The organism is Pseudarthrobacter sp. LT1 (assembly GCF_035621795.1).
GTDB lineage: Bacteria > Actinomycetota > Actinomycetes > Actinomycetales > Micrococcaceae > Arthrobacter.
In genome coordinates this window covers 1,190,800-1,214,833 of sequence record NZ_CP141830.1, presented here as the reverse complement: position 1 = coordinate 1,214,833, position 24,034 = coordinate 1,190,800, and the positions used below count along the sequence as shown (strand labels likewise).

23 protein-coding genes are annotated in these 24,034 nt (G+C 61.1%); 10 read left to right on the top strand and 13 right to left on the bottom strand.

The genetic code is table 11. From position 1 onward, the window contains the following. Positions 1-143 precede the first annotated feature (143 nt). Positions 144-446 (top strand): YciI-like protein, encoded by a 303-nt coding sequence (locus VIK36_RS05835; RefSeq protein WP_324644456.1) that lies wholly within the window; start codon positions 144-146, stop codon positions 444-446. A gap of 25 nt (positions 447-471) precedes the next feature. On the opposite strand, the gene VIK36_RS05830 is transcribed toward VIK36_RS05835, so the two are convergent. Further along, positions 472-951, bottom strand: coding sequence for a nucleoside deaminase (locus VIK36_RS05830; protein ID WP_324644455.1), 480 nt, complete (start codon positions 949-951; stop codon positions 472-474). Between the two features lie 30 nt (positions 952-981). Continuing rightward, the gene (locus tag VIK36_RS05825) at positions 982-2,478 is read right to left on the bottom strand and encodes a helix-turn-helix domain-containing protein (RefSeq protein ID WP_324644454.1); all 1,497 of its coding nucleotides are present in this window, start codon (positions 2,476-2,478) and stop codon (positions 982-984) included. A gap of 162 nt (positions 2,479-2,640) precedes the next feature. On the opposite strand from VIK36_RS05825, the gene VIK36_RS05820 reads away from it, so the two are divergent. The 4 genes from VIK36_RS05820 to VIK36_RS05805 are packed head-to-tail and all read left to right on the top strand — an operon-like array spanning position 2,641 to position 5,887. After that, complete coding sequence (locus VIK36_RS05820; RefSeq protein WP_324644453.1) at positions 2,641-3,687, top strand: amidohydrolase family protein; 1,047 nt, start codon at positions 2,641-2,643, stop codon at positions 3,685-3,687. After that, a complete protein-coding gene (locus VIK36_RS05815) occupies positions 3,684-4,508 on the top strand; it encodes an iron-sulfur cluster assembly protein (protein WP_324644452.1) in 825 nt (274 codons plus the stop codon). Before VIK36_RS05820 ends, VIK36_RS05815 begins: the two co-directional genes overlap by 4 nt. Next, on the top strand, positions 4,505-5,539 hold the full coding sequence (locus VIK36_RS05810; protein WP_324644451.1) for an NAD(P)-dependent alcohol dehydrogenase: 1,035 nt from the start codon (positions 4,505-4,507) through the stop codon (positions 5,537-5,539). Before VIK36_RS05815 ends, VIK36_RS05810 begins: the two co-directional genes overlap by 4 nt. Before the next feature lie 30 nt (positions 5,540-5,569). Further along, the gene (locus tag VIK36_RS05805; RefSeq protein WP_324644450.1) at positions 5,570-5,887 is read left to right on the top strand and encodes a putative quinol monooxygenase; all 318 of its coding nucleotides are present in this window, start codon (positions 5,570-5,572) and stop codon (positions 5,885-5,887) included. An 82-nt stretch (positions 5,888-5,969) separates the two neighbouring features. On the opposite strand, the gene VIK36_RS05800 is transcribed toward VIK36_RS05805, so the two are convergent. Then, positions 5,970-6,467: an SRPBCC family protein gene (locus tag VIK36_RS05800; RefSeq protein WP_324644449.1), complete on the bottom strand. Its 498-nt coding sequence runs from the start codon at positions 6,465-6,467 to the stop codon at positions 5,970-5,972. 20 nt (positions 6,468-6,487) lie between these two features. Continuing rightward, entirely contained in the window at positions 6,488-7,225 is a 738-nt protein-coding gene (locus tag VIK36_RS05795) for a hypothetical protein (protein ID WP_324644448.1), read from the bottom strand. Positions 7,226-7,607: 382 nt separating this feature from the next. Between VIK36_RS05795 and VIK36_RS05790 the strand changes: the two genes are divergently transcribed. Further along, on the top strand, positions 7,608-8,021 hold the full coding sequence (locus VIK36_RS05790; protein ID WP_324644447.1) for an HNH endonuclease signature motif containing protein: 414 nt from the start codon (positions 7,608-7,610) through the stop codon (positions 8,019-8,021). Here the strand turns inward: VIK36_RS05790 and VIK36_RS05785 are convergent. Next, positions 8,018-8,659 carry a methyltransferase domain-containing protein gene (locus VIK36_RS05785; RefSeq protein WP_324644446.1) on the bottom strand — a complete coding sequence of 214 codons (642 nt, stop codon included), beginning with the start codon at positions 8,657-8,659 and terminating at the stop codon, positions 8,018-8,020. The two genes, VIK36_RS05790 and VIK36_RS05785, sit on opposite strands and share 4 nt — an antisense overlap. Positions 8,660-8,703: 44 nt before the next feature. On the opposite strand from VIK36_RS05785, the gene VIK36_RS05780 reads away from it, so the two are divergent. Next, positions 8,704-9,507 carry an alpha/beta hydrolase gene (locus tag VIK36_RS05780; protein WP_324644445.1) on the top strand — a complete coding sequence of 268 codons (804 nt, stop codon included), beginning with the start codon at positions 8,704-8,706 and terminating at the stop codon, positions 9,505-9,507. Positions 9,508-9,546: 39 nt separating this feature from the next. Here the strand turns inward: VIK36_RS05780 and VIK36_RS05775 are convergent, their stop codons facing one another. Next, positions 9,547-9,888, bottom strand: coding sequence for a hypothetical protein (locus VIK36_RS05775; protein ID WP_324644443.1), 342 nt, complete (start codon positions 9,886-9,888; stop codon positions 9,547-9,549). A 175-nt stretch (positions 9,889-10,063) separates the two neighbouring features. Then, positions 10,064-11,119: an HNH endonuclease gene (locus VIK36_RS05770; protein ID WP_324644442.1), complete on the bottom strand. Its 1,056-nt coding sequence runs from the start codon at positions 11,117-11,119 to the stop codon at positions 10,064-10,066. A gap of 384 nt (positions 11,120-11,503) precedes the next feature. Here VIK36_RS05770 and VIK36_RS05765 point away from each other — a divergent pair, with 384 nt between their 5' ends. Further along, positions 11,504-12,961, top strand: coding sequence for a DNA cytosine methyltransferase (locus tag VIK36_RS05765; protein WP_324644441.1), 1,458 nt, complete (start codon positions 11,504-11,506; stop codon positions 12,959-12,961). A gap of 138 nt (positions 12,962-13,099) precedes the next feature. On the opposite strand, the gene VIK36_RS05760 is transcribed toward VIK36_RS05765, so the two are convergent. The 6 genes from VIK36_RS05760 to VIK36_RS22060 all read right to left on the bottom strand — a co-directional run bounded on the left by VIK36_RS05760 (position 13,100) and on the right by VIK36_RS22060 (position 20,977). Then, a complete protein-coding gene (locus tag VIK36_RS05760; protein WP_324644440.1) occupies positions 13,100-13,903 on the bottom strand; it encodes a hypothetical protein in 804 nt (267 codons plus the stop codon). Further along, complete coding sequence (locus tag VIK36_RS05755) at positions 13,903-14,784, bottom strand: hypothetical protein (protein ID WP_324644439.1); 882 nt, start codon at positions 14,782-14,784, stop codon at positions 13,903-13,905. The genes VIK36_RS05760 and VIK36_RS05755 overlap by 1 nt, the downstream gene beginning before the upstream one ends. Further along, positions 14,771-16,606, bottom strand: a complete 1,836-nt coding sequence (locus VIK36_RS05750; protein WP_324644438.1) for a hypothetical protein — start codon at positions 16,604-16,606, stop codon at positions 14,771-14,773. The genes VIK36_RS05755 and VIK36_RS05750 overlap by 14 nt, the downstream gene beginning before the upstream one ends. Then, positions 16,606-17,598, bottom strand: coding sequence for a PD-(D/E)XK motif protein (locus VIK36_RS05745; protein ID WP_324644437.1), 993 nt, complete (start codon positions 17,596-17,598; stop codon positions 16,606-16,608). The genes VIK36_RS05750 and VIK36_RS05745 overlap by 1 nt, the downstream gene beginning before the upstream one ends. Continuing rightward, the gene (locus VIK36_RS05740; protein WP_324644436.1) at positions 17,595-20,276 is read right to left on the bottom strand and encodes a Z1 domain-containing protein; all 2,682 of its coding nucleotides are present in this window, start codon (positions 20,274-20,276) and stop codon (positions 17,595-17,597) included. The genes VIK36_RS05745 and VIK36_RS05740 overlap by 4 nt, the downstream gene beginning before the upstream one ends. A gap of 158 nt (positions 20,277-20,434) precedes the next feature. After that, on the bottom strand, positions 20,435-20,977 hold the full coding sequence (locus tag VIK36_RS22060; protein ID WP_420716268.1) for a hypothetical protein: 543 nt from the start codon (positions 20,975-20,977) through the stop codon (positions 20,435-20,437). A gap of 806 nt (positions 20,978-21,783) precedes the next feature. Between VIK36_RS22060 and VIK36_RS05735 the strand changes: the two genes are divergently transcribed. Next, positions 21,784-22,260 (top strand): hypothetical protein, encoded by a 477-nt coding sequence (locus VIK36_RS05735; protein WP_324644435.1) that lies wholly within the window; start codon positions 21,784-21,786, stop codon positions 22,258-22,260. 251 nt (positions 22,261-22,511) lie between these two features. Continuing rightward, positions 22,512-23,954, top strand: a complete 1,443-nt coding sequence (locus VIK36_RS22055; RefSeq protein WP_420716249.1) for a hypothetical protein — start codon at positions 22,512-22,514, stop codon at positions 23,952-23,954. Positions 23,955-24,034 lie beyond the last annotated feature (80 nt).

The following is a 24,034-nucleotide window of genomic DNA, read 5'->3' as shown; positions in this document are numbered from 1 at the left end:
CGGCTTGCCGCTTTAATGTGTTCTTCCAGCGGACTCCATTGGAATGCGAGGATGCAGGGTGGGGTGGCTGTGGTGCGTGCCAACTCCTGCTGGGTACGCTGCTTTTACAGCGAACGAAACCACTAACCGGACTGGAGACACGCATGCACGCCGTACTTGAATACACCTACGCGGATGACTACCTCGAAAGCCGCGGGCAGTACCGCGCGGACCACCTCAGGGCGGGGTGGGAAGCAGTTGAACGCGGCGAGCTCCTGCTCGGCGGTGCAATCGGCGAAGGGCCCTTCAAAGGGTTGCTGATCTTCACCGGCGAGAACCCGCTCGAGGCTGCAAAAGCCTTCGCAGCCGCAGACCCCTACGTCATCAACGGCGTGGTGACATCGTGGACTGCCAGCCCGTGGACCACGGTGCTGGGTAACGAGGCCGCCACACCGGTGCGCCCCTAAGCGTCACAGCAGCACTGGACCGGCGCTACTCGGCGATGTCCTCCGCCCACAGCTCCGGCTTGTCCGCCTGGAACGCAGCCATCATGTCCACGCAACGCTGATCATCCAGCACCACCACCTCAACCCCGCGTGACCGCAAAAGCTCCAGTTCGCCGTCGAACGTCCTCGCCTCCCCCACTACCACGCGGGGGATCTTGAACTGAATGATGGTTCCGGCGCACATGGCACACGGGGCCAGGGTGGTGTACAGCGTGGTGTCCCGGTAGCTCTTCTGCCGTCCGGCGGTGCGGAGTGCGGACATTTCCCCGTGCGCGATCGGATCCGCGTTCTGGACCCGTTCGTTGTGTCCGCTGGCAATCACCACGCCGCCCCGCGCGATCGAAGCCCCGATGGGGATGCCGCCTTCGGCCAGGCTTTTTTGCGCGGCCTGGTAGGCGGCTTCGAAGGCGGAGAGGTCGGCGCTGTCCAGTTCCGGCGCAAGGGCGTGAGGCTGCTCGTGGGTCATGGCGTCATTGTTGCACGGGCAGCCGCCCGCCTACTTTGGAGCCGTGATACCCAGCCGGGCCATGCGCCGGTAGATCGTTGCGCGGCTGATCCCCAGTTCCGCCGCGGCCGCCGCCACAGTGGTTCCGGGCCGGGACAGGCACCTGGCAATCTCATCCCGCTCCACGGCCTCGATCCGCGTCAATTTGGGGCCGGAGAGTCCCATCAGCGCGGCCGGAAGGTGCCGCACATCGATGGTTTCCGTGCGCTGGGCCGCGTCCTGGACCATTCCGAACAGTTCGTCAATGTTGCCGGGCCAGCTGTACGCGGTCAGCGCATGTTCGGCCGCAGGCGTGAAGTCGACCTCCCGCATCCGGGCCTGGCGGGCTGCGTATCGGGCAAGGGGCATCACGTCGTCACCACGGTCCCGCAGGGCGGGCACCGGCACCACTGTCTCCACCAGCACAGCCAGCGGAGCGGGGATAGCGGTGAGTTCCTCCGCGGTTACGGCCCAGGTGACGGCGGTGGGATGGCCCGCGAATTCCGCCCCACGCGAGCTGACAGCGACGGCGCTGAGCTCCTGCGCCGCCCAGGCCGGGAGAAGGTCGATGTTTTCCACGATCACCGCGGTGTGGGGCTTGGACAGTTCCGGCGTCCACAGCGACAGCCAGGCTTCCACGTCCTGGGGTGCGGGGACCGCGGCGCAGAGGATGCGGCTGCCGGGGTGCGCCTGGCGGATGGCCTGGCCCAGCAGGGTGGCGCGGCCGGTCCCCGGTTCTCCGACGGCGGCGGCCACCTTGCCGGACACGAGCGCCACGGCCGCGGCGTCCAGGGCCTCGGTCCACGGCCGGGACATGGCGCGGAGCGTACCGGCCCCGGGTTCCAGCCGCCCGCGCTGAACCCGGAACACCCCTCCTTTCGGCCCCGCTTTCGGCTGCCGGCCGCCGGACTTGGCAAGCATCAAAGCGGACGTGGTGCTCGCGGCGGACTGCGCCAGGGCCAGGAGCAGCTCCGGGGAGGACTTGGACCAGGTGGTGATGTTGACGCTGCCCTCCAGCCGTCCGCTGAGCGGGTCGAGCACCGGCACGGCGGCGCAGGTGTAGGTGCGCAGGCTGGCGCTGTAGTGTTCCTCGGCGCGGACCAGGCTCGGTGTGCGGTCGGCCAGGGCCAGGCCCAGTCCGGTGGTTCCCGCCTGCCGCTCGGAGAATGCGAAGCCCGGGGCCAGGTGCACCTTGTCCAGCGCCCGCAGCAGGGACGTGTCACCGCTGAACCGGTTGAGCACCAGCCCGTCGGCGTCCGTGAGCATCAGGCTCAGCGGCTCGTTGGCCAGGGTCTGGTAGAGCCCGGTCAGGACCTCCTGCCCGCACTGGTAGAACAGGGAGTCGCCATCCACGGATCCGGCCCAGACCGGGTCAACCTCCTCCGCTGAGACGCCGTATTCCTCGCTCCGCTGCCAGGACGCGAGGAGGCGCCGCGAGGCAACCGCGAGCTCTGCGCCCGGCCCGCCGCGCTCCGGCCGCGGCACCGGCACGTTCCCATTCGGCACCATTGCCGTCCTCCTTGTCCTGCCTCATTCGAGACTACGTGCCGGCGTCCGGGAGGGCGAGACCCCGTCGTCTCAAAATGAGACACCGGTCACATGTTGACGGGCGCGGAACCGCCCTAGCCTCGTTGGTGTCGCGACTATGGCAGTCGCGGGGAGGAGAACACCATGTACAGCAAGGACGGCGAGAACTACTTCATCGTCGACGCCCACATCGCCCTGTGGGACGCCCGGCCGGAGAACCAGCGCAACGTTCACGGCAAGCAGTTCATCGATTGCTTCTACGACTACCACCGCAACCTCTCCCCCGCAGAGGAGCTGTGGACCTACGAGGAATACCTGTACCAGGGCGGCGAGCGTTTGATGAAGGACCTCTTCGAGGACGGCTACGTGGACCACGCCATCTTCCAGCCGGCGTACCTGGGCGAGTTCTACAAGAACGGTTTCGGACAAACGAAGGAAGCCTACGAACTGGCCGCGGCACATCCGGACAAGCTCACCTACAACCACTGCTTCGATCCGCGCGACGGCGAACGCGGCCTGGACCGGCTGCGCGCCGACCACGAGAAGATGAAGTTCACGGGGGTCAAGCTCTACACCGCCGAATGGCACGGGGAATCCCGCGGCTACAAGCTCTCCGATCCGTGGGCCTTCCGCTACTTCGAGGAGTGCCGGAAGCTCGGCATCAAGAACATCCACGTCCACAAGGGCCCCACCATCCGGCCCCTGGACCGCGATTCGTTCGACGTGTCCGACGTAGACCACGTCGCCTCGGACTTCACCGACCTGAACTTTATTGTGGAGCACGTGGGCCTGCCGCGGCTGGAGGATTTCTGCTGGATCGCCACCCAGGAGCCCAACGTTTACGGCGGCCTGGCCGTGGCCATGCCGTTCATGCACACCCGGCCGCGGTACTTCGCCCAGATCATCGGCGAGCTCATCTACTGGATCGGCGAGGACCGGATCTTCTTCTCAAGCGACTACGCCCTGTGGACCCCGCGCTGGCTGGTGGAGCGCTTCGTGGACTTCCAAATTCCGGAGGACATGACCGAGTACGCCCCCATCACCACCGAGCAGAAGAAAAAGATCCTGGGGCTGAACGCCGCGAAGATGTACAACATCCCGGTGCCGCCAGAGCTCCAGCTGCCCGACGCCGGCGAAACGGCCACGGGCCCGCGCCAGCCGGAGCGGGCGGACCTGGCGGGCGCGGCATGACGGCGGCACTGACGGAACGCGCCGTCAGCGACGCGAGGGTGCGTAGCGTAGCGGTGGAGGACATCCGGCAGGCGCTGGCCGCCGTGCTGGATCCCGAGCTGGATGAGCCCATCACGGACCTGGGCTTCGTCCGCTCCATCGAAGTCACCCGCGCAGCGGACGGCACCGAGGTAACCGTCCACCTGCGCCTGCCCACCTCGTTCTGCTCTCCCAATTTCGCCTACCTGATGGCGTCGGACAGCAAGGACGCCATCGCGCCGCTGCCAGGGGTGGTACGGGTGGTGGTGGAACTGGATGACCACCACGATTCCGCCCTGATCAATGCCGGCCTCGCAGCGGACGCAGGCTACCGGGGCACCTTTGGCCACGAGGCCGAGGACAGCCTGGACGGGCTGCGGCTGATGTTCCGCCGCAAGGCGCACACCGCCGCCATGGAACGCTGCCTGACCGAACAGCTGCGCACCGATCCAGCGCTCACCGAGGCGAATGTGGGGACGGCGCAGCTGGGTGACCTGCCGGCGGGCCGCACCAAGGACGCTCTAGTACGACGGCGGATGGCGCTGGGGCTGCCCACGGAACCTGCCGCCGTCGTACTTGTTGACCATGACGGGCGCCCCTACCCTGCCGAGCAGGTACCGATGGCGCTGCGGCGGGCGCGGTCCACGCGCATTTCCATCGACGGCAACGCGCACTTCTGCCGCGGCCTGCTGCGCACCCGGTACGAGGGCTCGGGCGCCGACCAGACGGATCGGCCCGAAGGGGCCGAGGCCGCCGACCATCACCACCTTCTTCCGTTCACAGTCAAGGAGACCCACCCATGAACACCATGCGAGCCGTCCAGGTGGTCGGCTACCACGAAGGCCTGAAGATGACCGAGGCTCCCATCCCGGAGGTGTCCGGGGCGTGGGACGTGGTGGTCAAGATCGGCGGAGCCGGTGTGTGCCGGACGGACCTGCACATCCTGGAGGGCCAGTGGGCCGAGAAGTCCCAGGTGCAGCTGCCTTACACCATCGGCCACGAGAACGCGGGCTGGGTGCACGCCGTGGGCAGCGCGGTGACCAACGTCAAGGAGGGCGACAAGGTGATCCTGCACCCGCTGATCACCTGCGGCCTGTGCCGTGCGTGCCGCTCCGGCGACGATGTGCATTGCGAGAACAGCAAATTCCCCGGCATTGACACCCACGGCGGATACGCCGTATACCTGCTGACCTCCGCCCGCTCGGTGGTGAAGATCGACGATTCGCTGGAACCGGCGGACGTGGCGGCCCTGGCGGACGCGGGCCTGACGGCGTACCACGCGGCGGCGAAGGCGGCCAAGCGGCTCACGCCGCGGGACAACTGCGTGGTGATCGGCGCCGGCGGCCTGGGCCACATCGGCATCCAGGTGCTGAAGGCGCTCACGCCGAGCCGGATCATCGTGGTGGACCGCAACCCCGCCGCGCTGGAGCTGGCGAAGTCGATTGGTGCCGACGAGGGCGTCATCGCGGACGGCACGCAGGTGGAGCAGGTGCGCGCCCTCACCGGCGGAAACGGCGCCGAGGTGCTGATCGACTTCGTGGGCGAAGGCGGCGCGACGTCGGAGGGGATAGCGATGCTGCGGGAGGCCGGCGACTACTTTGTGGTGGGCTACGGCGAGGACATCAGCGTGCCCACCATCGACATCATCTCCTCCGAGATCAACATCATCGGCAACCTGGTGGGGTCCTACAACGACCTGCAGGACCTGATGGCGCTGGCCGCCCGCGGGGCGGTCACCCTGCACACCCAGAAGTACAAGCTGGACGATTTCCAGCAGGCCATCAGTGACCTGGACGCCGGTAAGGTCCGCGGCCGGGCGATCCTGGTCCCCTGATCTTTCCCGCTGCTTTCAAAAGGAGAACCAATGATTTTCATTACCGCCAAATTCCCCGTGAAGCCGGAGCACGCCGACGCGTGGCCGGAGATTTCACGGGAGTTCACTGACAAGACCAACGCCGAGGAGGGCTGCCTGTTCTTCGAATGGGCGCGTTCCCTGGCCGACCCCAACACCTACGTCCTGATCGAGGCGTTCCGCGACGACGAAGCCGGCGGCGAGCACGTGAGAACGGAGCACTTCAAGAAGGCGACGGCTGAGCTGCCGGCGTACCTGTCCCGGACACCGGACATTGTGAACGTCAAGGTGGACGGCTGGTCCGAGCTTGGGGAGCTTGCCGTCAAGTAGCTTTCCCCCGGGCTTGCCCTGGCGGCGGCACAGGCTGCCGCCAGGGCTTTCGCTGCTGGGACGGACGACGGCGGGTCCGCGCCTAGGCGCGCCCGTCCCCGTTGGCGTCTGCGGACTCAGCAATCCGCTTGATCGCGGCGAGCGTTTTCGGGATGCCGTCGAGGGCTTGCTGGGTGCGCTCGGCGATCTGAACAGACGCATTGTCGCCATATTTTTCCTCGAACATGGCGATTCCCTCCGGCAGGAACTCCCACGACTCGGTCAGCCTCGTCCCATTATCTGCCGGGGTCAGAGTGAAACCCCAACGGACAAAGCGGCCGCCCACCACCCAGGCGAACTCGCGGCCGCGCTCGGCAGCCACCACCAGCGACCGGGTCTCCCAGGTCCGCCCCGGGATCTCGTTGTGGCCGGTGAACCAGGCGCCGGGCTGGCCCGCGCTGGCTTTGTCGTCCCACCAGCACGACGTACAGACCGGGCTCCACTCACCGGTGCGGGTGATGTCGGAGACCAGGTCGTAGAGCGCATCGGCTGAGGCCTGGACCGTGACGGATTCCTGGTGCTGGCGGGTGTTTGTCTTCATCGATCGATCCTCTACTGACGTCATTTCTTCTGCCGCCGGCTGCCGCCGTGCCAGTCCTCCTGCTGGCCGACGGTATCGGCATCGACCCCGAAGGCAGCAAGCTGGGGCTGCTCGCGCAGGCTCCGCTTGAGTTCGGCAAAACCGGGGAACCGTGCCAGCCCCACCACGTGGTCCCACAGCTCGGCGGCCGAATCGTCGTCCGGCAGCCGGCTGATCACCGGGCCGAAGAAGGCCACCCCGGCCGGAGGCTCAAAGTGGATGATGGGCGTGCCCACATCCTTGCCCGTCAGCGCCAGCGCCTCGTCCGTCTCCTGGCGGATCTCGCCGTCCCAGGACTCGTCGTCGAGAGCGTCCGCCAGTGCCAAGGGCAAGCCCGCGTCGGCGAGGATAGGCTCCACGAACTCACGTGTCCCGCGCTGCTCACGGATTTCGCCCTCGGTGCGCTGTTCGGCCGGGTCCGGTGCGGTGTCGAAGATGTGTTTGCCGAACGCCTCATAGAGCCTGGCTATCGACTCGCCGCCGTGCTCAGCACGGGCCTGGGCCGCCACCCGCAGAAGCCGGAGCCCGGCGGTGTGGCCGGCCTCGTACTCCGGCGGGAAATGCGCGTCGTAGTCGACGTTTGCGTTGATCAGGCGCAATGAGATGAACCGCCAGTCCACGGTGTAGTCGCGCTGCGCCTGCACCTGTCGCACCCATTTGCTGGTCATCCAGGCGAAGGGGCAGACGGGGTCAAAGTAGAAGTTGATGTCGGCATTCATCCGACCACCCTTGCACCTGGTGGTGACGTACGTCTATTCGGTGAATCAGCAGCCGGAGCAGGGACGACGGCGGTCGGCCACAGCCGGTGGCCATCCATGGCCCGGCGCGGAAGCTCGGCAAAAACTGAGCTGAACCTGGGGCTTCGGCCTGCACTCGGACTATAGGCTTTCCTGGGCATCCGGGAGCATGGACGCCGCGCGAATAGTAATTGGGGGATCAATGCCGGAACTCGGCCGCATCTATTGGACCCGGCAAGGGCTACGTTTGGCGTACTCGGCGGTGCTGTTATGGCTCGCCGCCTCGGTGATGAGGGCTGTCATGGCAAGGGCAGCTCCGGTTTCCGGAGCGGGGCCATCCGCCGCCGGTGAGGTGATGCGCGGCATGTTTGACCGAGTTGTCTCTGCTGCCGCGTTCCCCCTTGTGGTCGTAGTCGTGCTTGGCATCGCCGCAGCCGTCATTACCAGGCAGGATGTGCGACGCCGGGACCCGGTACGCCGCTTCACCCGCCAGCAGCGCCGCGAAGGGATGGCACGGGCTAACGGCCTGTGCGAGCTGGAAGCCGGCTTCGGTCGTCGCTGTGGCCGTCCGGCGGAGCATGGCGACCACTTTTATCCGTGGTCCAAGGGCGGCTCCACCAGTCTGCAGAACTTCGTTGCCGCCTGCGCCAGGTGCAACCGCGCCAAGCGCGGCAGCATCCCGTCTCCCGGCCAGCAGCGCCGGATGGAACGGCGACGGCGGGAGTACCTGCCGCCGTCGTCCTCCGTCAGCGTGGGCGAACGTCAGCCGCTGTCCTAAATCGCGGTCTCCATAGCCTTCGTCAGCGTGAAGATTCCGTAGCGCATGGCGCCGGTGCGGTAGGCCGCGATGAGGCGGTGAATGCTGAGGATGGAGTTACGATGGCGTGCGCCAAGGGCGAGGCGGCGTGTCTTGGGATCGAGGAGCATGGCCTTCACAAGCCGGCCAGCGCAGATCATCCACGTCCGGGCAACGCGGCTGCTGACATCCTCATAGCCTGTGACCGTAAAGCCTGCCGCCGTTGCCATCTCCTCGTACTCCTCGCGGGTGCCCATGGAGGGCAGGCGCCCTTCGCGGCAGATCGGTTCGAGCAGGTGACGGACCTTCCACCGGCCGGTGTCGGTCTCGGCGAGCCATGCGCAGGTGACGAAGCGGCCGCCCGGGACCAGCACGCGGTGCGCCTCCGTGAAGAACCTCGGCTTGTCCACCATGTGCTCGCTCGACTCGATCGCCCACGCAGCCTCGGCCGAGGCCTCGGGCAGCCCATTGGTGAGCCAGTCGCCGACCTGAATATCCACGTCCGGAACAGGATGCACGGCGGCGTAGTGGGCCTGCTCGCCGGAAAGCGTGATGCCGGTGACGCGGACCCCTCGTGTCGCCGCGAGCCGCCGTGCGGTGGAGCCGTAGCCGCACCCCAAAATGCCCAGCAGCTTCCCCGCCCGGACCGGCGTATGGTTCTTGCATGGAACCGATTCGGGTCATCCTGCTTCCTGGTTCAGTGCTCCCCGCGGAGCTTGCCTATAAGCGCCTGATTGAGGCGCTCGGCCCGGGCGTGCATGCCGTTGCCAAGGAGCTGGAGCTGTACAGGGGCGATGATGTGCCCCCGGGGTGGAGCCTGGACACCGAGGTGGACGGAGTCCTCAGGGAAGCTGACGCCCTGGGCTGGGAGACCTTCCACCTCCTGGGCTATTCCGGCGGCGGCGCGGCGGCCCTGGCGCTGGCTGCCAAGCACCCGGAACGGCTGCAGAGCCTAGCCCTGCTGGAGCCCGCGTGGGCAGGGAACTGGGACTGGAGCCCCGCCTACGCGGAGCATTGGAAAAAGTTCGGGGAGCTGGACGCCCTCCCGCCGGAGCAGTACATGCCGGCGTTCATGCGGCTGCAGGTCAGGCCCGACGTCGTCCTGCCGCCGCCGGAGGCGGGTCCCCCACTGCCGTGGATGGCCAAGCGGCCCGCCGGAATCCAGGCCTTCATGCAGACCTTCAAGGACTACCACCTGGACAGGTCCCGGCTTGCCGCCTTCAGCAAGCCCGTGTTCTTCGCCCTCGGCGGCCTCAGCCATCCGGATGATTTTGGCGAGGTTGCGGCCCGGCTGGCGCGGGTCTTCTTTCCGGACTTCCACCTGGAGGTCTTCCCCGGGCGCCACCACTTCGACCCGCCGCACCGGACGGAGCCGGGTCGGCTGGCGGAGGCGCTGCGCCGGCACTGGGCCTCCGCCGAGGGACGGCCCGAGGGGCAGCGGCTGGCGTCCGGGTCCCAGAGCCTTTAGGCCCGGCACGCCCAAACTTCGGCCTAATGTGCTGCTGGTTCAGTGTGCGGCGCCCGGTGGCGGGGCCTGCCGAACGCCTTTGCGTGCTCTCTTCCGCAGCACGATCCTGGCGGTTACGGCTGCGATGAGGCCGGCGAGGGTCACCAGCTGCACTTCGTCGAAGGACAGGCCGTCGATATTCGGCTGGAGCTCCTCCTCCGTCGCCCAACCGAACCAAACTTCACTGACCAGAATGCCCGCCACAAAGTACCCGGCCGCCGCATAGATCCACAGCCAGCGCGACACCCTTTTGCCCACGATCACGTGGGTCACCAGGCCGAAGGCCACTGACATGGTCGCGAGCAGTCCCAGTCCGGCGATTCCCAAGTCCCAGCGATCCACGGCCCGCCACCTCCCTGCTTCCCATGGTCCTTCCGCCAGTCTCGCGGAGCGTGGTCCCGAGGTGTAGAGGCCATGGTCCCGCCACCCGGATCAGGCGAGTGCCCACCCAGCCGTCCACTCCCCCGATGCCGCCGTTAACGCTTGCCGTCGCGAATACGGGCAATCGTCGACGCGCTCACGCCAAATTCTCGCGCTCAAGTGTCCCATAGGGTCCGGGAACTTGTTTACGAATTTCTTGAACTTGGAGATCGGTCAGCCTCGACTGAGGGTGCTCTTCCCCTGTCTTCAGTCGGCCATGTGCCTTCCTATCCGCCTGATTCTCAGCGGGAGTCGCCCATCTGAGGTTCTCCGGTAAGTTGTTGAAGGAGTCGCCATCATTATGGGCGGCTATCATGCCCTCTGGTCGTGGGCCATGGAAGGCCTCACAAACTAGCCAGTGGACCTGCCTCGTGTTCCTTGCTCCACACTGGACAAAAAAGTAAGAGCGTTTTTCCCCGCCACCACGAGCCTGCGCCAAAATCGTACCCCGAGGCCCCCGGACACGGGCGAGAGAGCTAACCCAGTATCCGTGGAAGCGAGTCGGACGCCATTCCTCCCCAGGGATTGCATCGTCGGGATGCACTATCGACTCCACAATGATGAGTTGCCTCTCCCGGTAGCTTTGGGCCCTAGCCCTCTGCAGCGCCATGGCAACCATCAACGCCGTGGGTTGAGGCGAAGGCGCTTTCCTTGCTTTTCCGTTACTGATGTTGGTCACATGCGTCCTGGAGCACCCAAATACCTCGGCGATTCGGGCATGGGTTATCCCTTCAACGAGCATCGACCGGATTTTCACGATGGTTTCCTCGGGGATTCTTGCCGCCCCGTGGCGCTCCCCTCTCATGTAGAAGTCACGGCCGCGCGCAATCTTCTCCGCCGTATTTTCGGCGGTGGTTCCGACGCGCAGGTGGGTTATCTCCACGCAGGGCGGGTTGTCGCAAACGTGCAAGACGCACTGCGCCCTGGTGAGTTCCTCTCCCGTCGCAATGATCCAGGCCGCACGATGAGCACCAATGCGCCTCCCGTTCAGCGTGAACTGCCCGTAACCGCCCGCCGTCCTATACGCCGTCCACACCAAACAACCGCTCGGCTCACGTCGTGTCTTCTCCCAGAACCTTTCCTCGGTTGTCTTGCCAACACGTTTTGCTTGATTATCCACGTCGGCTCTCCTCACCAGCTTTCCAAGTGACATCGTGACAGTGAGGACCGACATTCTTAGGTAAGGCGGACAACAGGGAGGGGGTAGGCCCCCAATGCCTGAAGACCCTCCCCCCGCTCACCTTGGCGGCGCGGGGCGTCGATTCCGGGATAGAGGGCGCTCAGCGGGGCGATGTCGTAGCCTCCGGCTTCACTGGAACCGGCCACGGAGGCCAAGTGCGGGAAGACGCGCGCGTGGACCTAATGGCCGGATCATTGTTGAAATGACGTGTGTGCCAGTCACACGCTGCGCGTGCCAACCGCCTGAGTTGATGGATGTGCTTATAAACACTGGCCCGACCGGCAATGCTCCCCGACGCGCCACATCGAATGTCCGCGGCACCTGGTATCCTGGAGTGTCGGATATCAAGGGGTGCATGTGTTTCCAGTTATTGATCTCTTCGCCGGGCCCGGAGGCCTTAACGAAGGTTTCTCAAGCGTCAGGGATGAGCAGGGCGGCTTCGTCTTCAACACGTTGGGATCGTTCGAAATGGACAGTCTTGCTTGCCAGACGCTCAGGCTGCGGGCAACGTACCGGGAGCTTGTACGTACCGGAGGAGAGTTGCAGCCGTACTTCGACTACATCCAAGGCAAAAAAACGTGGCAAACAGTTCTAACAGGTGACTTCAAAGAGGCCTATATGACTGCAAAAGCTCATGTTTACCAAGTCGAACTGGGCGAAGACAACCGCCCCAGGGTGGACAGCTTCATCGAGCGGCAACTTGGACCTGAAAATGAACGAGGACATTGGGCGCTCATTGGCGGGCCGCCCTGCCAAGCGTATTCCTTGGCTGGCCGGTCACGACGCACGGGCGATGAGTCCTTCGCCTTTGACCACAAGCATTTCCTCTACCGCGAGTATCTTCATATCCTCGGCAAGTTCAAGCCCACAATTTTCGTGATGGAAAACGTAAAGGGACTGCTCTCGTCGAAACATGGCGACAGCAGCATGTTCCAGACGATCTTAAGCGATTTGAAGCGTCTTCCCGGCGGGGCAAGCTATGAAATCCGTTCATTGGTGGTGGATGCTGAACCAGACGACTTGAATCCATCGGACTTCATCATCCGCTCTGAAGACTATGGAGTTCCTCAGAGGCGGCACCGCGTCATCCTGCTTGGCGTTAGAACCGACGTCGCTGCCAAGACGCCTCGGCGTGTGCTTATCAAGGCGGATGGGGCTGTGACTGTTCGCGCGGCCTTGCAGACGATGCCAAGTGTAAGGGCAGCTCTTTCGAGCCGACGGCCAAAGGCTGACTTGGACTGGCGCAAGGTGGAGGCAGAAGCATTGGACGCGATTCAGAAGATGCCCCAAGGGACAAAGGCCGAGCCGATGAAAGCCGGGACACTGGCTGTGGACGAATATGAGGCTTGGATACAAGATGGGCGGCTCGTCAAACCGATACAACACGAGCCTCGTGCCCACATGGTCTCAGATCTAGCGCGCTACCGCGTAATGGCGCGTCTGGCAGAGCGCTTGGGGAAGAGTCCAAAGTACACAGATCTCCCCACTACACTCCATCCCGAGCACAATAACGTGGGTCGACTAGGCACTCCTTTTACAGATCGCTTCCGAGTGCAGGTCTGGGATGCTCCGTCTACAACGGTCGTATCCCATATTTCAAAAGACGGACATTACTACATCCACCCGGACGCTGAACAGGCGCGCAGCTTCACAGTCCGAGAGGCAGCACGGCTTCAGTCCTTCCCGGATAACTACTTTTTTGAGGGGTCCAGGACTCAGCAATTCCATCAAGTGGGAAACGCCGTACCGCCTTTGCTCTCAAAGCAGATTGGGGAAATAGTGGCTGATCTGCTGACGAGCATTCAAGGTAACTAGGACCTGCTGTTCAGTAAAAGCGCACGTGCCTCGTGCTGCTGGAGAGTGCATCCGAGTGTCGAGTCGAGAATGACGACCGTCCGCTGTTCACGTGTAGTTGGGCCAGCCAGAAGCAGACCGGCCAAACGGAGTTTCCTGTTATTTGAGTGGATTCGGGGGCGTCGTGAGCGGTGGTATTCCGAGCGCCTCAGCAGACTCTAAAAATAGAGAAGTAACAAATTCATTGATCTCTACTGGAGTCATTACAAAGACGGATTGAACTGCCATTTTTCGAACCAAGCGTTTCGTAGCGTCACGGAAAAGTTCCATTCTGCGTCCGGTATTCGACTCCGAAGCAAATGCAATTAAGCGTTCTCCCATGGCGCGTGACAGCAGCGGGTAGCCGCCAATGCGCGGCTTCTCCAGCAGGTTGACGACCTCATCTTCCCCGAGCTGGCTAGCCAGCTCGGGACCAAGGAGGTGGACTCTCCACCAAAGACGGCCCATGGTCGTTCGAGTCATATCGAAAAGGCGATCTTCGGAAATATTCCACTTCTTGTTCTGCACGTTGAAGCGTCCGTAGCGCCATAAGACGACATCCGGTACCACCGCGGTATTGATGAAGTTCCAGACATCTATGGATGAAGCATCCGAGGGCATAATTGCCATCTGGGCATGAATTTCCGGACCGACGGCGCGATCGAAATCGACCAAGAACTTGCTGCTTACTGCAGAAGGAAAACCAAACTCCTCCGCAATGCCAACAATTTTTAACCGAAGGCTCATCAACTCGTCAGAGCCGGCACGCTGGCGGGCAAGGGGATAATAGGGGGCCTGAAGGCTCGCTAGGTCAATGGACGAACCCATCTCAGAAAGACTCTGAGTACGCAGCAGCTCCCATGACAGAGAAGCATCGTACAGGCTCATGCGGGGATAGCAGAGCAAGGCGCTTTGGTCAGCCATCAGCGCCCTCCCACCTTTGCTTGCAGTTCTGCTTCCACTCGTCCCGGATCCTCTTGGTATCTAAGCCTGAGCTGTTCAAGGGAGTTGCCCAATAGCCTGACCAAACTGCTCAGCACGTACCCGAGTGATTCCTCGGCGTACGGAACCTCGAGGCTCAACTCGTCATTGCCGAGGGCCTCACGGAGCAACTGGCGCATGAAGTCAATTTCAAGAAAACGGAGCCAAGCAGCTGACTCCGGGTTTTCCCAGTTCTCCAGCAGTTGCATGATGAATGCGTTGTCCACGTTCAGCCACAACCAAATAGCTGAAGAAGCGCTGGCTGAAAGATCACGGGTTGTCAATCGAAGCCACCATAGGGCCTTATCGGAGCCAACAATTCCGTGGTCGGCGAAGCTGACCGGCAACATCGGCAGGCGAGGAGCTATGCCTTCTAGAAGAATTTTCCGTTCCACTCGAAATACCGTGTTTCCAAGCCGTTTTGGTGCCAACGGGCTCTCGAGAGTGTCGCCAGGGTTAAGCAGCGAGATCTGGAATTCCAGTGACAGTGCGCCCGAAACGTGAGTGCCAGGGACGGTGAGATAGATGTGCTGCCGCCGGCCGCGCAGCCTGCAAACATCTGAAGCGATAATTAAGGGGGTTCCCGAGGACCTAGCCACAAGAACAGCGCCTAGTCCCGCACTGGCTGGAAGTCTTAATCGATCTAGTGCGTGCTCCAGCTCCAGCTCGAACGAACACTTGATCAGGATGTCGTCGTAGTACGTCCAGTCTTCGGCCGCGGGCTGTCCGTCAACAAGTGGCGAATCGCCGACAGAAATTTCCCACGCCAGTGTGGATACTTCCTCGATCGGCAAAGTCAGGTAGCCGAAACTAATGGCCTGCAAACTCGTGCTCCTCCACTACGGCAGTAACTCGTATGGCAGTGTCGGCAGGTTGAGTGAAGATGGCAGTGATTTCTTCTTCATGCGGTGCCGTAACAGTCATTACTTCTTGGGATGACAGAGTCCCGGAGGCAGACAACCACCCGATGAAGCGGGGAAGCTCCGCTCCTATCGGACCATCTGATTCGTTTCCCCCGGACTCGGTCACGACCCGCGCGGCAACTCTGACAGCCAGCGCGTTGCCGGGTCGGCCACCTGTCAAGGCGAACGTGTACTTGGCAACGACTTCTCCGTCCAAGAGGTCAAGTGAAGCGGACGTAATGAGTCGTACGGATGCTTTCCTTGCCCTCTTTGATCCGTTGGCCGACGAACTCACGGCGGGCTGCACCTCCGCGCCGGAGCCGGAAAATCCTGCTAAGAGGCCACCAAGGGCAGCGGCTACTCTAGAGGCCCCTTTCGAATGCACTCCATCCCCAGCCACTGCACCTTTTACTGAAAGGTTCCGGAACGTCTCGCGAATGTTATCCAGCGCAATCCTCACCGGATTCGGTGCGTTCTTTTCGACGGCCGCTTGGCGGTATACCCAGTCATCGTGAGTCACTGGTTCGGATTCAGCAAATTTGTTATTCATATCCGGCGCTGAAATAAAAACACCATAAACAGGAACCCCATTGGGAGGTGCAGCGACAGAAAGATACTTCACAACCATTCGGGGATCCCGCAACAGGGCAACAGAGTTCTCGAGTTCAGAACCTGATGCGGTGGGGTCATGACTCAGACGATGTGTTAGTAGGCCCAGATAGCGTTTGGGCCGCTTGCTTGAGATAAGGGTAAACGTGGTTTGCCAGTTACCTTCGTGATCTGGATTCAGTATTTTGCGCCGGCCTTCGATGTAGGCTGTTGCGAATTCGCGGTAAATTGGATGGTCGAGCGGGCGCGGGCCGGCAATTCCGATACCGTCAGCGCTAAACCTGAACCTAATATTTGGCCCCTTGTCGATGTCGAGGGCGTGTGGCCAAGCCCATTTTAAGGCTGCGTCTGCAATTGCTGATACTCGTTCTGAGCCGCTTTTCACACCTAAAAAGTCAGGTGCAATTATCATAATACTGGTGCCCGTCCCCTCAGGCCTTGGTATACGCATTCCCAGCCTCTGGGCCAGGTCTCGGGCTTCCTGTCCCACCAAGGGGTCGACAATCCCGTCAGCGCCAGGAACGCCCCACCAGTTACGCCCGGTGTATCGGCTCTTGCCGTCGTCGTAGTCGCCGTCACCACCGGACACCCCGATCAACCGCGGCTCAATTGCTCCGTTGTACTGCGCCTGCGAGTAGATCAGACACAGGCCCACTTGGCTCGCCCGATAAAGGACCCCCTTGCCTAGCCCATAGGTACCGCCCTCCAGACCTTTTGAAGTTGAGCGGCCGAGGTTCCGTACAAAGTCAACGAAGTCACGACGCTCTCCAGACTTTCCAGAGACATCCGCGCGGATTGGGCCGCCTAATCCTCTGGTTCCCTCATCTGATATAACAAGCACTCGTATTCGTCTGTGAAGTATGTGCTTTTGAAGGTCGGTGGATCGACAATTCGGCGGAAGTTGACCGAAGACGTCACGCGCCAGTATTCGTGTCTGGTCCTCATCCATCTCATACTCGTCCACTGAGTACGAGATTTGTCCGTTTCTGTCCGTCCTGGCGTCCCAGCTGTTCTGCAGAGACTCTCGAAGCACGAGGTCCCAAAGCCCGAGGGAAGTACGCCCAATTGCGTTGTCTGCGGACCGCGCATCCACCCCTCCATCTGCACCGTACTGCTGCCTATAGAGAGAGAACATCAGCTTGGCCCAGCATCAGCTAGTAGGACTGCTTTGAGGCTGAGAGATGCCTCTTCCAACTGCCCCAAATCTAGAGAATAAGCAATGCTGCTTAGGCGATCAATTATCTCTGGTGGCATCACAGTCTCAGGAGTTATGCGGGGAAATGCCTTACCAACCAAATATGATTTTTCAGACAGAACCGAAAACTTAGTCTCTTCATAAGTCGACGCGTCCGCATCTGAATAATGTGCTCCCTCAAGTGCGGTGAGGAGATCCAGCCGAGATAGCCCCAGCTCAAGTAACTCGGCAATTTTCCTAGGGACGGACGTCCCGACGGGAGTGCGCTCCAACTGGAAAGCTCGCAGATAGAGCTCTCCGTGGTCAGGCTGGGCCAGCTGACGCCCACCATGAATGGTGACCACCATGTTGTTGTGGTTAGTTGTTGCCTTAACTTCAATCGAGCAGTCGCTGAGTACGAAATCATGGCGATGGCCCTTTGGACCTTGCCAAGCGGACAATGCTTTGGGGCCCTGCGACTCCGCCAGCTGTTCCAGGACAAGAAGTTCGGCCATGATCCCGGCCAGCTGCGCTGCTCCCAAGAGAGACCCTCGCTCTGCCTCGAACAGGTTCCTCCAGCGGTCAAGAGTTGCGGTTACGGCACTTGAAGCCTTATCGGGGTTTGATTCGATGACATCGAGAACATCGTCTGCTAACAGACCAAACTGGTGATGCAGCTTGGGGTCGAGGCACCGTAGGATCGTAAAGGGACGCTTCCCGCTGTCGACTGCCAGCTCAAGCGTCTGGAGTGATAGCGATTTGCTGTGCCAATCAGGCATGGCACCCACGAGTGTGCCCATTGGAACAAGTAGGGTTGGCCTGGCTCCAGCGTCGACCGCAAATAGGACCTCTCCGTGTGCAGTCTTGGTCCCTGACTTACGCGAGTGGAAGCTCCCGGCCGCCGAAACATCCTTAGCCAGGAAGTCAAAAACTGAGGCGGACGGCTCTCTCATGCCTTCACCAATTCGTCGCTGGCGGCCTTTTCTTCGTCCAGTTTGTCGGCCGCGTCCAGTTCCTCGTCGAGGGCTTCAAGGTAGTCTGCGTCTACCTTCGCGGCAACATAGTCGACTACGGAACGTGGATTGCGTGACTCCGGAAACATGAAGCAAAGACCGATCAAATCCGCGGCCGCAACGAGCGGAGCTCTCCGGTTCTCGATCGGCACGGTACCAGAGACGAGATCAGGATCTGATTCTTTGGCAATAGGATAGACACAGAGGAGGCCTCTTCGGCCCGTTTGTCGTAACTGCCTAAACTGCAGCAACTGTCGGTCTGAAACCTTATCCGTCGACTTGATATTTAACGACTTCCGGATGAATTCGAGTCCCACATCAAGATCGGCGACCCGATCGGATGTGGAGGCGATTGCCTTAAGATTTGCTGTTCCATCATCACTGGGAATATACATCTTTTTACGACGCATGAGCCGGACCTTTTCATTCAGCCCCAAGTCAAGTTCCCCCGTGCCACTGAGAGGTTCCATAAGAACCACATCCCAATTCTTCAGGTCACCTTCGGCCCGCTCCCTTTCGATATACCGGCGAATTGCATCCTTGTCTATCGATTTCGCCGCATCGTGGATATTGTAGCTGTCAAGAAAAGCTAATACATAGTCAGCCGAGACGTCGCGGAATCCCCGCCTAGCGGCTTCTAGTTCGGTTTCACTATGACCTTGGCTGATTAGCCTTGAGAAAAAGTCTTTTGTCGCTGCTATGTTGGCATTCAGCCATTCAGCATCGTATTCGTTGAACATGATTGTTTGAACGCGTCGACCCGAATAGCTAACTTGGGCCTTGACGGCAGAGCGCATCTTCGCGGCAGAAGTAACAGACATTTGCGGGTGCGTCCGGATCTTCACCGGCAGTTCAGCCGGCGTCTTTCCCTCCGCCTCATAAACCTGAATCTCTTCACGAATCTCCGCCTCCACGATGGACAGCATAAGGAACCAGCTCTTCAGCTCCGCGCTCATCCAGATACGGATCAGATCTTCGTAGCCGACGCGATATCCAAACCAGCGTCCCATTTGGAGCAAAGTGTCATAGGCGGAAGACGCACGCACGAAGTAGCTCGAAGTTAGCCCTTCCAGTGTCAGGCCACGGGATAGCGTATTGCCACCAATGACGATCACTGTTTGTGGATTTTCCTTGTGGTAGACAAGTCGGTCATTGGACTGGTAGTTATCGACAATCACTTTTGCCGCACGCGCCGTCTCCAACAAACCTGGCATCAGGTCATCGAATGCCAGAGCCTGGTTTCCGAACGTTCCTGCTTGCACGCGGCCCGCTTCAGACTCCCAGAGATCCCGGAATGCATCAAACGCTGAGGGTGCCTCATTGACCAAAGCCCCCCTAATATCCTCCAAGTAGTCGACTACCGCTTCCGCAGTTTTCTCATGCGCTGCAGCAAGCATGGAGGTATGAATTAGCATCGACGAATGTGAGACCTTGCCTGAGCGGATGCGTCGAGCAGCGGTAGCAAGTAGAAACCAGCGAATCGCAGTTCCCATTGCATCGGGCACTTCCGGCGCCCAGCTTCCCAAGGCTGTCTTGTTCGTTGGAGGACGGACATCATCCACTTCAAACTCAGGAATCAGGCGCACTACGTCCAGTCCATCATCTACTGAGTCCTCGGAGCTCTCGCCTTCCAACTGCCCAAATATGCGCTCAGCACCGAAGTAATTATCCGGACGGGGGAGATCGACGATGAAATCTCGCGGGTACAGATCTTGCTCGACACTCGGGTCTATAAGCAGGTTCGCAAAAGGCGTAGCCGTGTATGCGATATATGCCGCCTTCGGGTTGGCCAACAAATCCCGAATTAGAGCATTGATCGTGGATTGGCGCCTAGTTCCGACGTCGATGGAAGCTTGGTCCGCTTCATCGTCGATGATGAGAATCGGACAATTTTGACGTGTAGTGGCGGATGCAGTCTTTATCCAATTGCGAAGCCGCCGCAACCTAGCCGGGTTTTTCTTCACAACGGCAATTGAACGCATGGACGTATTACTGAGAATCGCATCAGCAGAGGTTGTCTGGCTGAAATCCATGTCGACAGAAGTCAGAGGATTCCATATGGAGTTGCAGGGCTGTATCAGGTAGTCATTGATCCTGTCCTGGGTCTGAGTGCGAAGATTCTCGGTTGTTCCGGTCAGCACGATGATAAGCCTGTAACCAACGTCTGCCGCTTTAGCTACCACCGACATGAAGTTTGTCGTCTTGCCACTTTGAACGTAGCCAAGGACTAGTCCTCTTGTATTGATGGACTCTTTACCTGGAGGACTGCCCAGACCAATTACTTTGGAGGAGGCAGCATCAACCCCCGAAACCGCAGCTTCGGGCAATTCCTCGAGCAACCTCGCTTTGAGGGTGGGCCACACCACATCGTCGTGGCGAGGACCGGAATACCAGAAGCCGACTTTCTGCTGAACGTTCGCCAAGAATCCAGGGTCCGGGATCTCCTTGATGAGATTTAGCCGCTTCTCGTAAAAGACCCGTGCTGCATGGACAAGTTCTGCCGGTGCATAAGCCAACGCCGATTGAGCCCCCTGCAGAGTCTTGCCGCCAGCCACCAGCGTCGCAAGTGTGTCAGCCATCGCTTCGACATCGCTGTCCGAGTAAGTCGCCGCCCCCATGAATCTCCCATTTCGTATGTGCTTTTAGATCTCGTCAGATGTTAGCGGCAATAGTCAGCACAGTCACAATGGTTCGAGCACCTGTGTTCCCGCTCAAGGTGCTGTTGGGAGCTGCATCTTGGCATTGCCCAAGTTTGGAGTGACAACGCTGACGCTATTTATGGCAATAGTGGGCCGAAGACCTCAAGCACTAGTTGATACAGACGTCCATCAAGTTCGCGGTACCCGGAATGAAGATTTATAAGCCTTCCATCGAGTTCCAGCCACCCAAAATTGTCGAAGTTGGCCACAGGTTCCCCGTTACGCCTCAAGACCCATCCTGTGTCTTCCCAATCTCGCAGCCGCTCACAGGTCATCACGGACTTAGGGTCTAGCGGCCCCCCGCGGTACTCGCATGTTGACCAGTCCAGACGGTCTCCCAGTGTCAGCTCTAGCGTAGACGCCATCAAGCGATAGCCGAGGGCCCTTGGAGAGGTAGGCGGCGATTTCTCTGGTCGGTGAATGCCTTGGGATTCTTCGAGTGCCATCGCTATAGCCCTAGCACTCGGCACGCTGAAAGCTCGATCCCATGAAATTGGAAAGTCCCCGCCGGAACCCGCAGTGAAACCCAAACGCCGCCGGCGTGCCTGATAGTCAGTCCCGCTCCCACTTGTCATCATCAGGGCGTCTGCATGGGCCGCGGAACCGCCGTCGGCCGTCAGGCCTATCTAAAATCCTGCATCCCTTCGGCAAAGTTCGCTCGCCACTCGCCAAGACAAGGCGTTGATGTGCCGGTATCGAAGCGTCCCATTTTCTGCGTAGATCAACGTGCCCCGTATGGTCTCTTCGGCCTTGACTTAAATTCCATCCAGTTCAGAACATTCTTCACATCCGAAATGCTTGCACTGGGGCAGCCACGCGGTGACGTCTAAGGAATCCGCCCCGCGGAGAAGACGTGCATGCTGTGGTGCTTGCTGATCCGCCACGCGGTTCTGACCGGTGAGCTTGCTGTACGGACTCAACTGTCACTTCTGCCCGCTGCGCGTGCCGCCCTGTGGCTGAAGCGCATCGAGACCGCGGAGCGGTGTAAGCCCAGCGATTTCACCCGCGCGGTTGGGTGGTTCAGACCTTCCAAGGAGGTGGAGTGCCATCCGGTAGGCGGGGCTGTCACCTGGTGGTCCCGCCCATCTTCCGATTTCCGTGCGGAGTCGAGGACGGCCACTGTCGCAGCCCTGTACGGAGCGCGCGTGGCGGGCATTTCTGCTTGGACGCGCTCACAGAACTGCAGCGCGTGCCACCTGATGCGCGGCCAGATCCGCTGTTTATGCAGATGCTTCGAGGCCAGGTGACGACTGAATTCAGGACATTCCCGAAGGCGCGATCCAGGCTTCCGATTACTGTCAGAGCCTGCTGATACAGATATGACCTGAAACAGGTTCTGAACTCGGGCGGCAAATGTAGATTGAGGTGGCCAGAACCTACGAATCGGGTGCATGCAAATGTACAGCAGCGGAAAGATTGATACCCCGTGATGGAAATGCTCAGCGGAGCCACCGTGGACACGTTCAAGAATCTTGTTGGGACCGCCGCCGTGGTTGTCGGCCTGCTGTTTCTCATAGGAAGCCGTGTGTCCACGCCCCTGACAATCACCGCCAGGCTTGTCACCGCCGCCACTGCAGGTACGGCGGCCTTTGCCGCGGCCAACCTTGCGGTGGTTTTCTATATCCTCGCGCACCTCATGGATCCGCGATGGTCCATCGGGAGAGATGCAACGCTTCAGAGCCCGGAACTGTCTACAGGACCCTTCTTCCAGCCGGTCACCGACACCTTGAATGACATCCCGGACGGCCTGACGGGCAACTTAAACAATGTCATTGCCCTGAAGAACCCGTTCCTCACCATGCCGGAATTTATTATCGCTGCGAGATGGGCCTCCTTCGCGCTCGTGGGCTGTGCGGTCGCGAATCGCATTCTTTCCTCCATCACCGAAAAGAAACAGATTTAAGCAGATCGACCGGAATACGCAGGACCTTGCTGATATCCGCGCCCAGATTGGGTTGCCCGCCTTCCGAGACACCAAGGCTGGGGCGCGGTGAGGTGCATTGCCGAGGAACCTGAGTTCAACGAGGGACGTCACGCGGAAAAGGCCGTCTGGACGGCACTGAAGGACGGCCTCCCCGATGACTGTGTCCTGGCCTCCGCGATGGCCGTAACGAATTCGAGATTGACCTGCTGGTCCTCTGGCCGAATGTGGGCATGGCAGCGATCGAGGTCAAGGGCGGCCAAGTCAGCATCGCCGACGGGCAGTGGTACCAGTCGGACCGGAGCCAGAAGCGCAAGATCCAGAGTCCGGTGGCGCAGTCCCAAAGCTCACTGCATGCACTCAAGAACTGGCTAGAGGACCAACTTGGTTGCCGTGTCAGCAGCCGCTGCGTCTACATGGTCAGCCTGCCCTACACCGATGTGCCGAGTGATTGGACCATGGCCGGCTGCCCCCGGTCACTCATCTTGGACAGGACCGGCAGCAAGTCGCCCGCGGAACTCATCCGCCAAGCCATCGAATACGAAGGCGGCGGCGCCTCCCCGCTGGCCCCGGCCTTCTTGGAACGCACCGTCCGCAAGCTTGGCGGAAACCTGGACACCGCAGTCATACCTTCCACCACCTTTCAGGAGGACGAGGCAGCACAGGACCATCTCACCGAGCGCCAGTCCGCGCTGCTTCAGGCCTCCCGCTCGCTCCCCCGGATCCGCTTCACCGGCGGCGCCGGCAGCGGAAAGACGTGGCTCGCCGTCGAAAAGGCCCGCATGCTCAGCAAAGAGGGCAAGCGAGTGGGCCTCTTCTGCTATAACAAAGGTTTGGGGCAGTACCTTCAGGACCGCGTCGCAAGCTGGCGAAAGGCCAAGCCGGTGTTCACTGGCGAGTTCCACGAATACGTGCGCGGGCTGGGGGTCCCTGACGGGCAGGGGCAGGACTATTTCGACGTCGAGGTGCCCCGCCTGCTGAAGGAGCTGGCAGCCGGGATGGCGCCGCACGAGCGGCTGGACGCTGTCATCGTCGATGAAGCGCAGAACTTCGCTCCTCTCTGGTGGGACGCGTTGCTCGCCTGCACCACCCACCCGGACGCCGGGGAGGTTTATGCCTTTATGGATGACCGGCAGGACGTCTACCAACGATGGGGAAGCGCGCCGGCGGACCTCGCCGACGGTCCGATGGCCACGCTGGTGCCCATCTATATTGATGACAACCTCCGCAACACACTTAAAGTCGCCGAAACATTTAAACCCTTCGCCGGCGACTACTTCAAGCCCCGCGGCAGCACCGGCCTGCCGGTACGGTTCGTGGATTGCCCCGCCGACGATGCGCTCGACGTCGCTGAAGACTGCCTGAATGCGCTGATTGACCAGGGCTGGGCGAACAACCAACTCGCGCTCCTCACTACCAAAGACCGCCACCCCTCCACCTGGACTACTTCGAGCGCGGCGCAACGGAGGAGTATTGGCGGAATTTCCATGCCATTGAGGGTGAGTTCTACGGCGATGTGCTGGGGTTCAAGGGCCTGGAGCGGTCCGTTGTTGTCCTTTGCGTCAACGGGCTTCCGGCGCGGCAACAGCTATATGTCGGATTGTCCCGGGCACGGAGTCTCCTGGTTGTTGTGGGTGATTCCGGGCTGCTGGAGGAGGCGGGCGGCCGCGAACTGAAGCTCGCGCTGTCGCGCAGCCAGGCGTGGAAAGCGGTGTTGACAGGCGGGTAGTGGCGGGCGCTGAGCCAAGGTTTCGTC

What these genes read in the sequence shown, in the direction of transcription:
- VIK36_RS05835 (WP_324644456.1), top strand. Translation starts at nt 144, where the DNA reads ATGCACGCCGTACTTGAATACACCTACGCGGATGACTACCTCGAAAGC.
- VIK36_RS05830 (WP_324644455.1), bottom strand. Translation starts at nt 951, where the DNA reads ATGACCCACGAGCAGCCTCACGCCCTTGCGCCGGAACTGGACAGCGCC.
- VIK36_RS05825 (WP_324644454.1), bottom strand. Translation starts at nt 2,478, where the DNA reads ATGGTGCCGAATGGGAACGTGCCGGTGCCGCGGCCGGAGCGCGGCGGG.
- VIK36_RS05820 (WP_324644453.1), top strand. Translation starts at nt 2,641, where the DNA reads ATGTACAGCAAGGACGGCGAGAACTACTTCATCGTCGACGCCCACATC.
- VIK36_RS05815 (WP_324644452.1), top strand. Translation starts at nt 3,684, where the DNA reads ATGACGGCGGCACTGACGGAACGCGCCGTCAGCGACGCGAGGGTGCGT.
- VIK36_RS05810 (WP_324644451.1), top strand. Translation starts at nt 4,505, where the DNA reads ATGAACACCATGCGAGCCGTCCAGGTGGTCGGCTACCACGAAGGCCTG.
- VIK36_RS05805 (WP_324644450.1), top strand. Translation starts at nt 5,570, where the DNA reads ATGATTTTCATTACCGCCAAATTCCCCGTGAAGCCGGAGCACGCCGAC.
- VIK36_RS05800 (WP_324644449.1), bottom strand. Translation starts at nt 6,467, where the DNA reads ATGAAGACAAACACCCGCCAGCACCAGGAATCCGTCACGGTCCAGGCC.
- VIK36_RS05795 (WP_324644448.1), bottom strand. Translation starts at nt 7,225, where the DNA reads ATGAATGCCGACATCAACTTCTACTTTGACCCCGTCTGCCCCTTCGCC.
- VIK36_RS05790 (WP_324644447.1), top strand. Translation starts at nt 7,608, where the DNA reads ATGTTTGACCGAGTTGTCTCTGCTGCCGCGTTCCCCCTTGTGGTCGTA.
- VIK36_RS05780 (WP_324644445.1), top strand. Translation starts at nt 8,704, where the DNA reads ATGGAACCGATTCGGGTCATCCTGCTTCCTGGTTCAGTGCTCCCCGCG.
- VIK36_RS05770 (WP_324644442.1), bottom strand. Translation starts at nt 11,119, where the DNA reads ATGTCACTTGGAAAGCTGGTGAGGAGAGCCGACGTGGATAATCAAGCA.
- VIK36_RS05760 (WP_324644440.1), bottom strand. Translation starts at nt 13,903, where the DNA reads ATGGCTGACCAAAGCGCCTTGCTCTGCTATCCCCGCATGAGCCTGTAC.
- VIK36_RS05750 (WP_324644438.1), bottom strand. Translation starts at nt 16,606, where the DNA reads ATGTTCTCTCTCTATAGGCAGCAGTACGGTGCAGATGGAGGGGTGGAT.
- VIK36_RS05745 (WP_324644437.1), bottom strand. Translation starts at nt 17,598, where the DNA reads ATGAGAGAGCCGTCCGCCTCAGTTTTTGACTTCCTGGCTAAGGATGTT.
- VIK36_RS05740 (WP_324644436.1), bottom strand. Translation starts at nt 20,276, where the DNA reads ATGGGGGCGGCGACTTACTCGGACAGCGATGTCGAAGCGATGGCTGAC.
- VIK36_RS22055 (WP_420716249.1), top strand. Translation starts at nt 22,512, where the DNA reads ATGGCAGCGATCGAGGTCAAGGGCGGCCAAGTCAGCATCGCCGACGGG.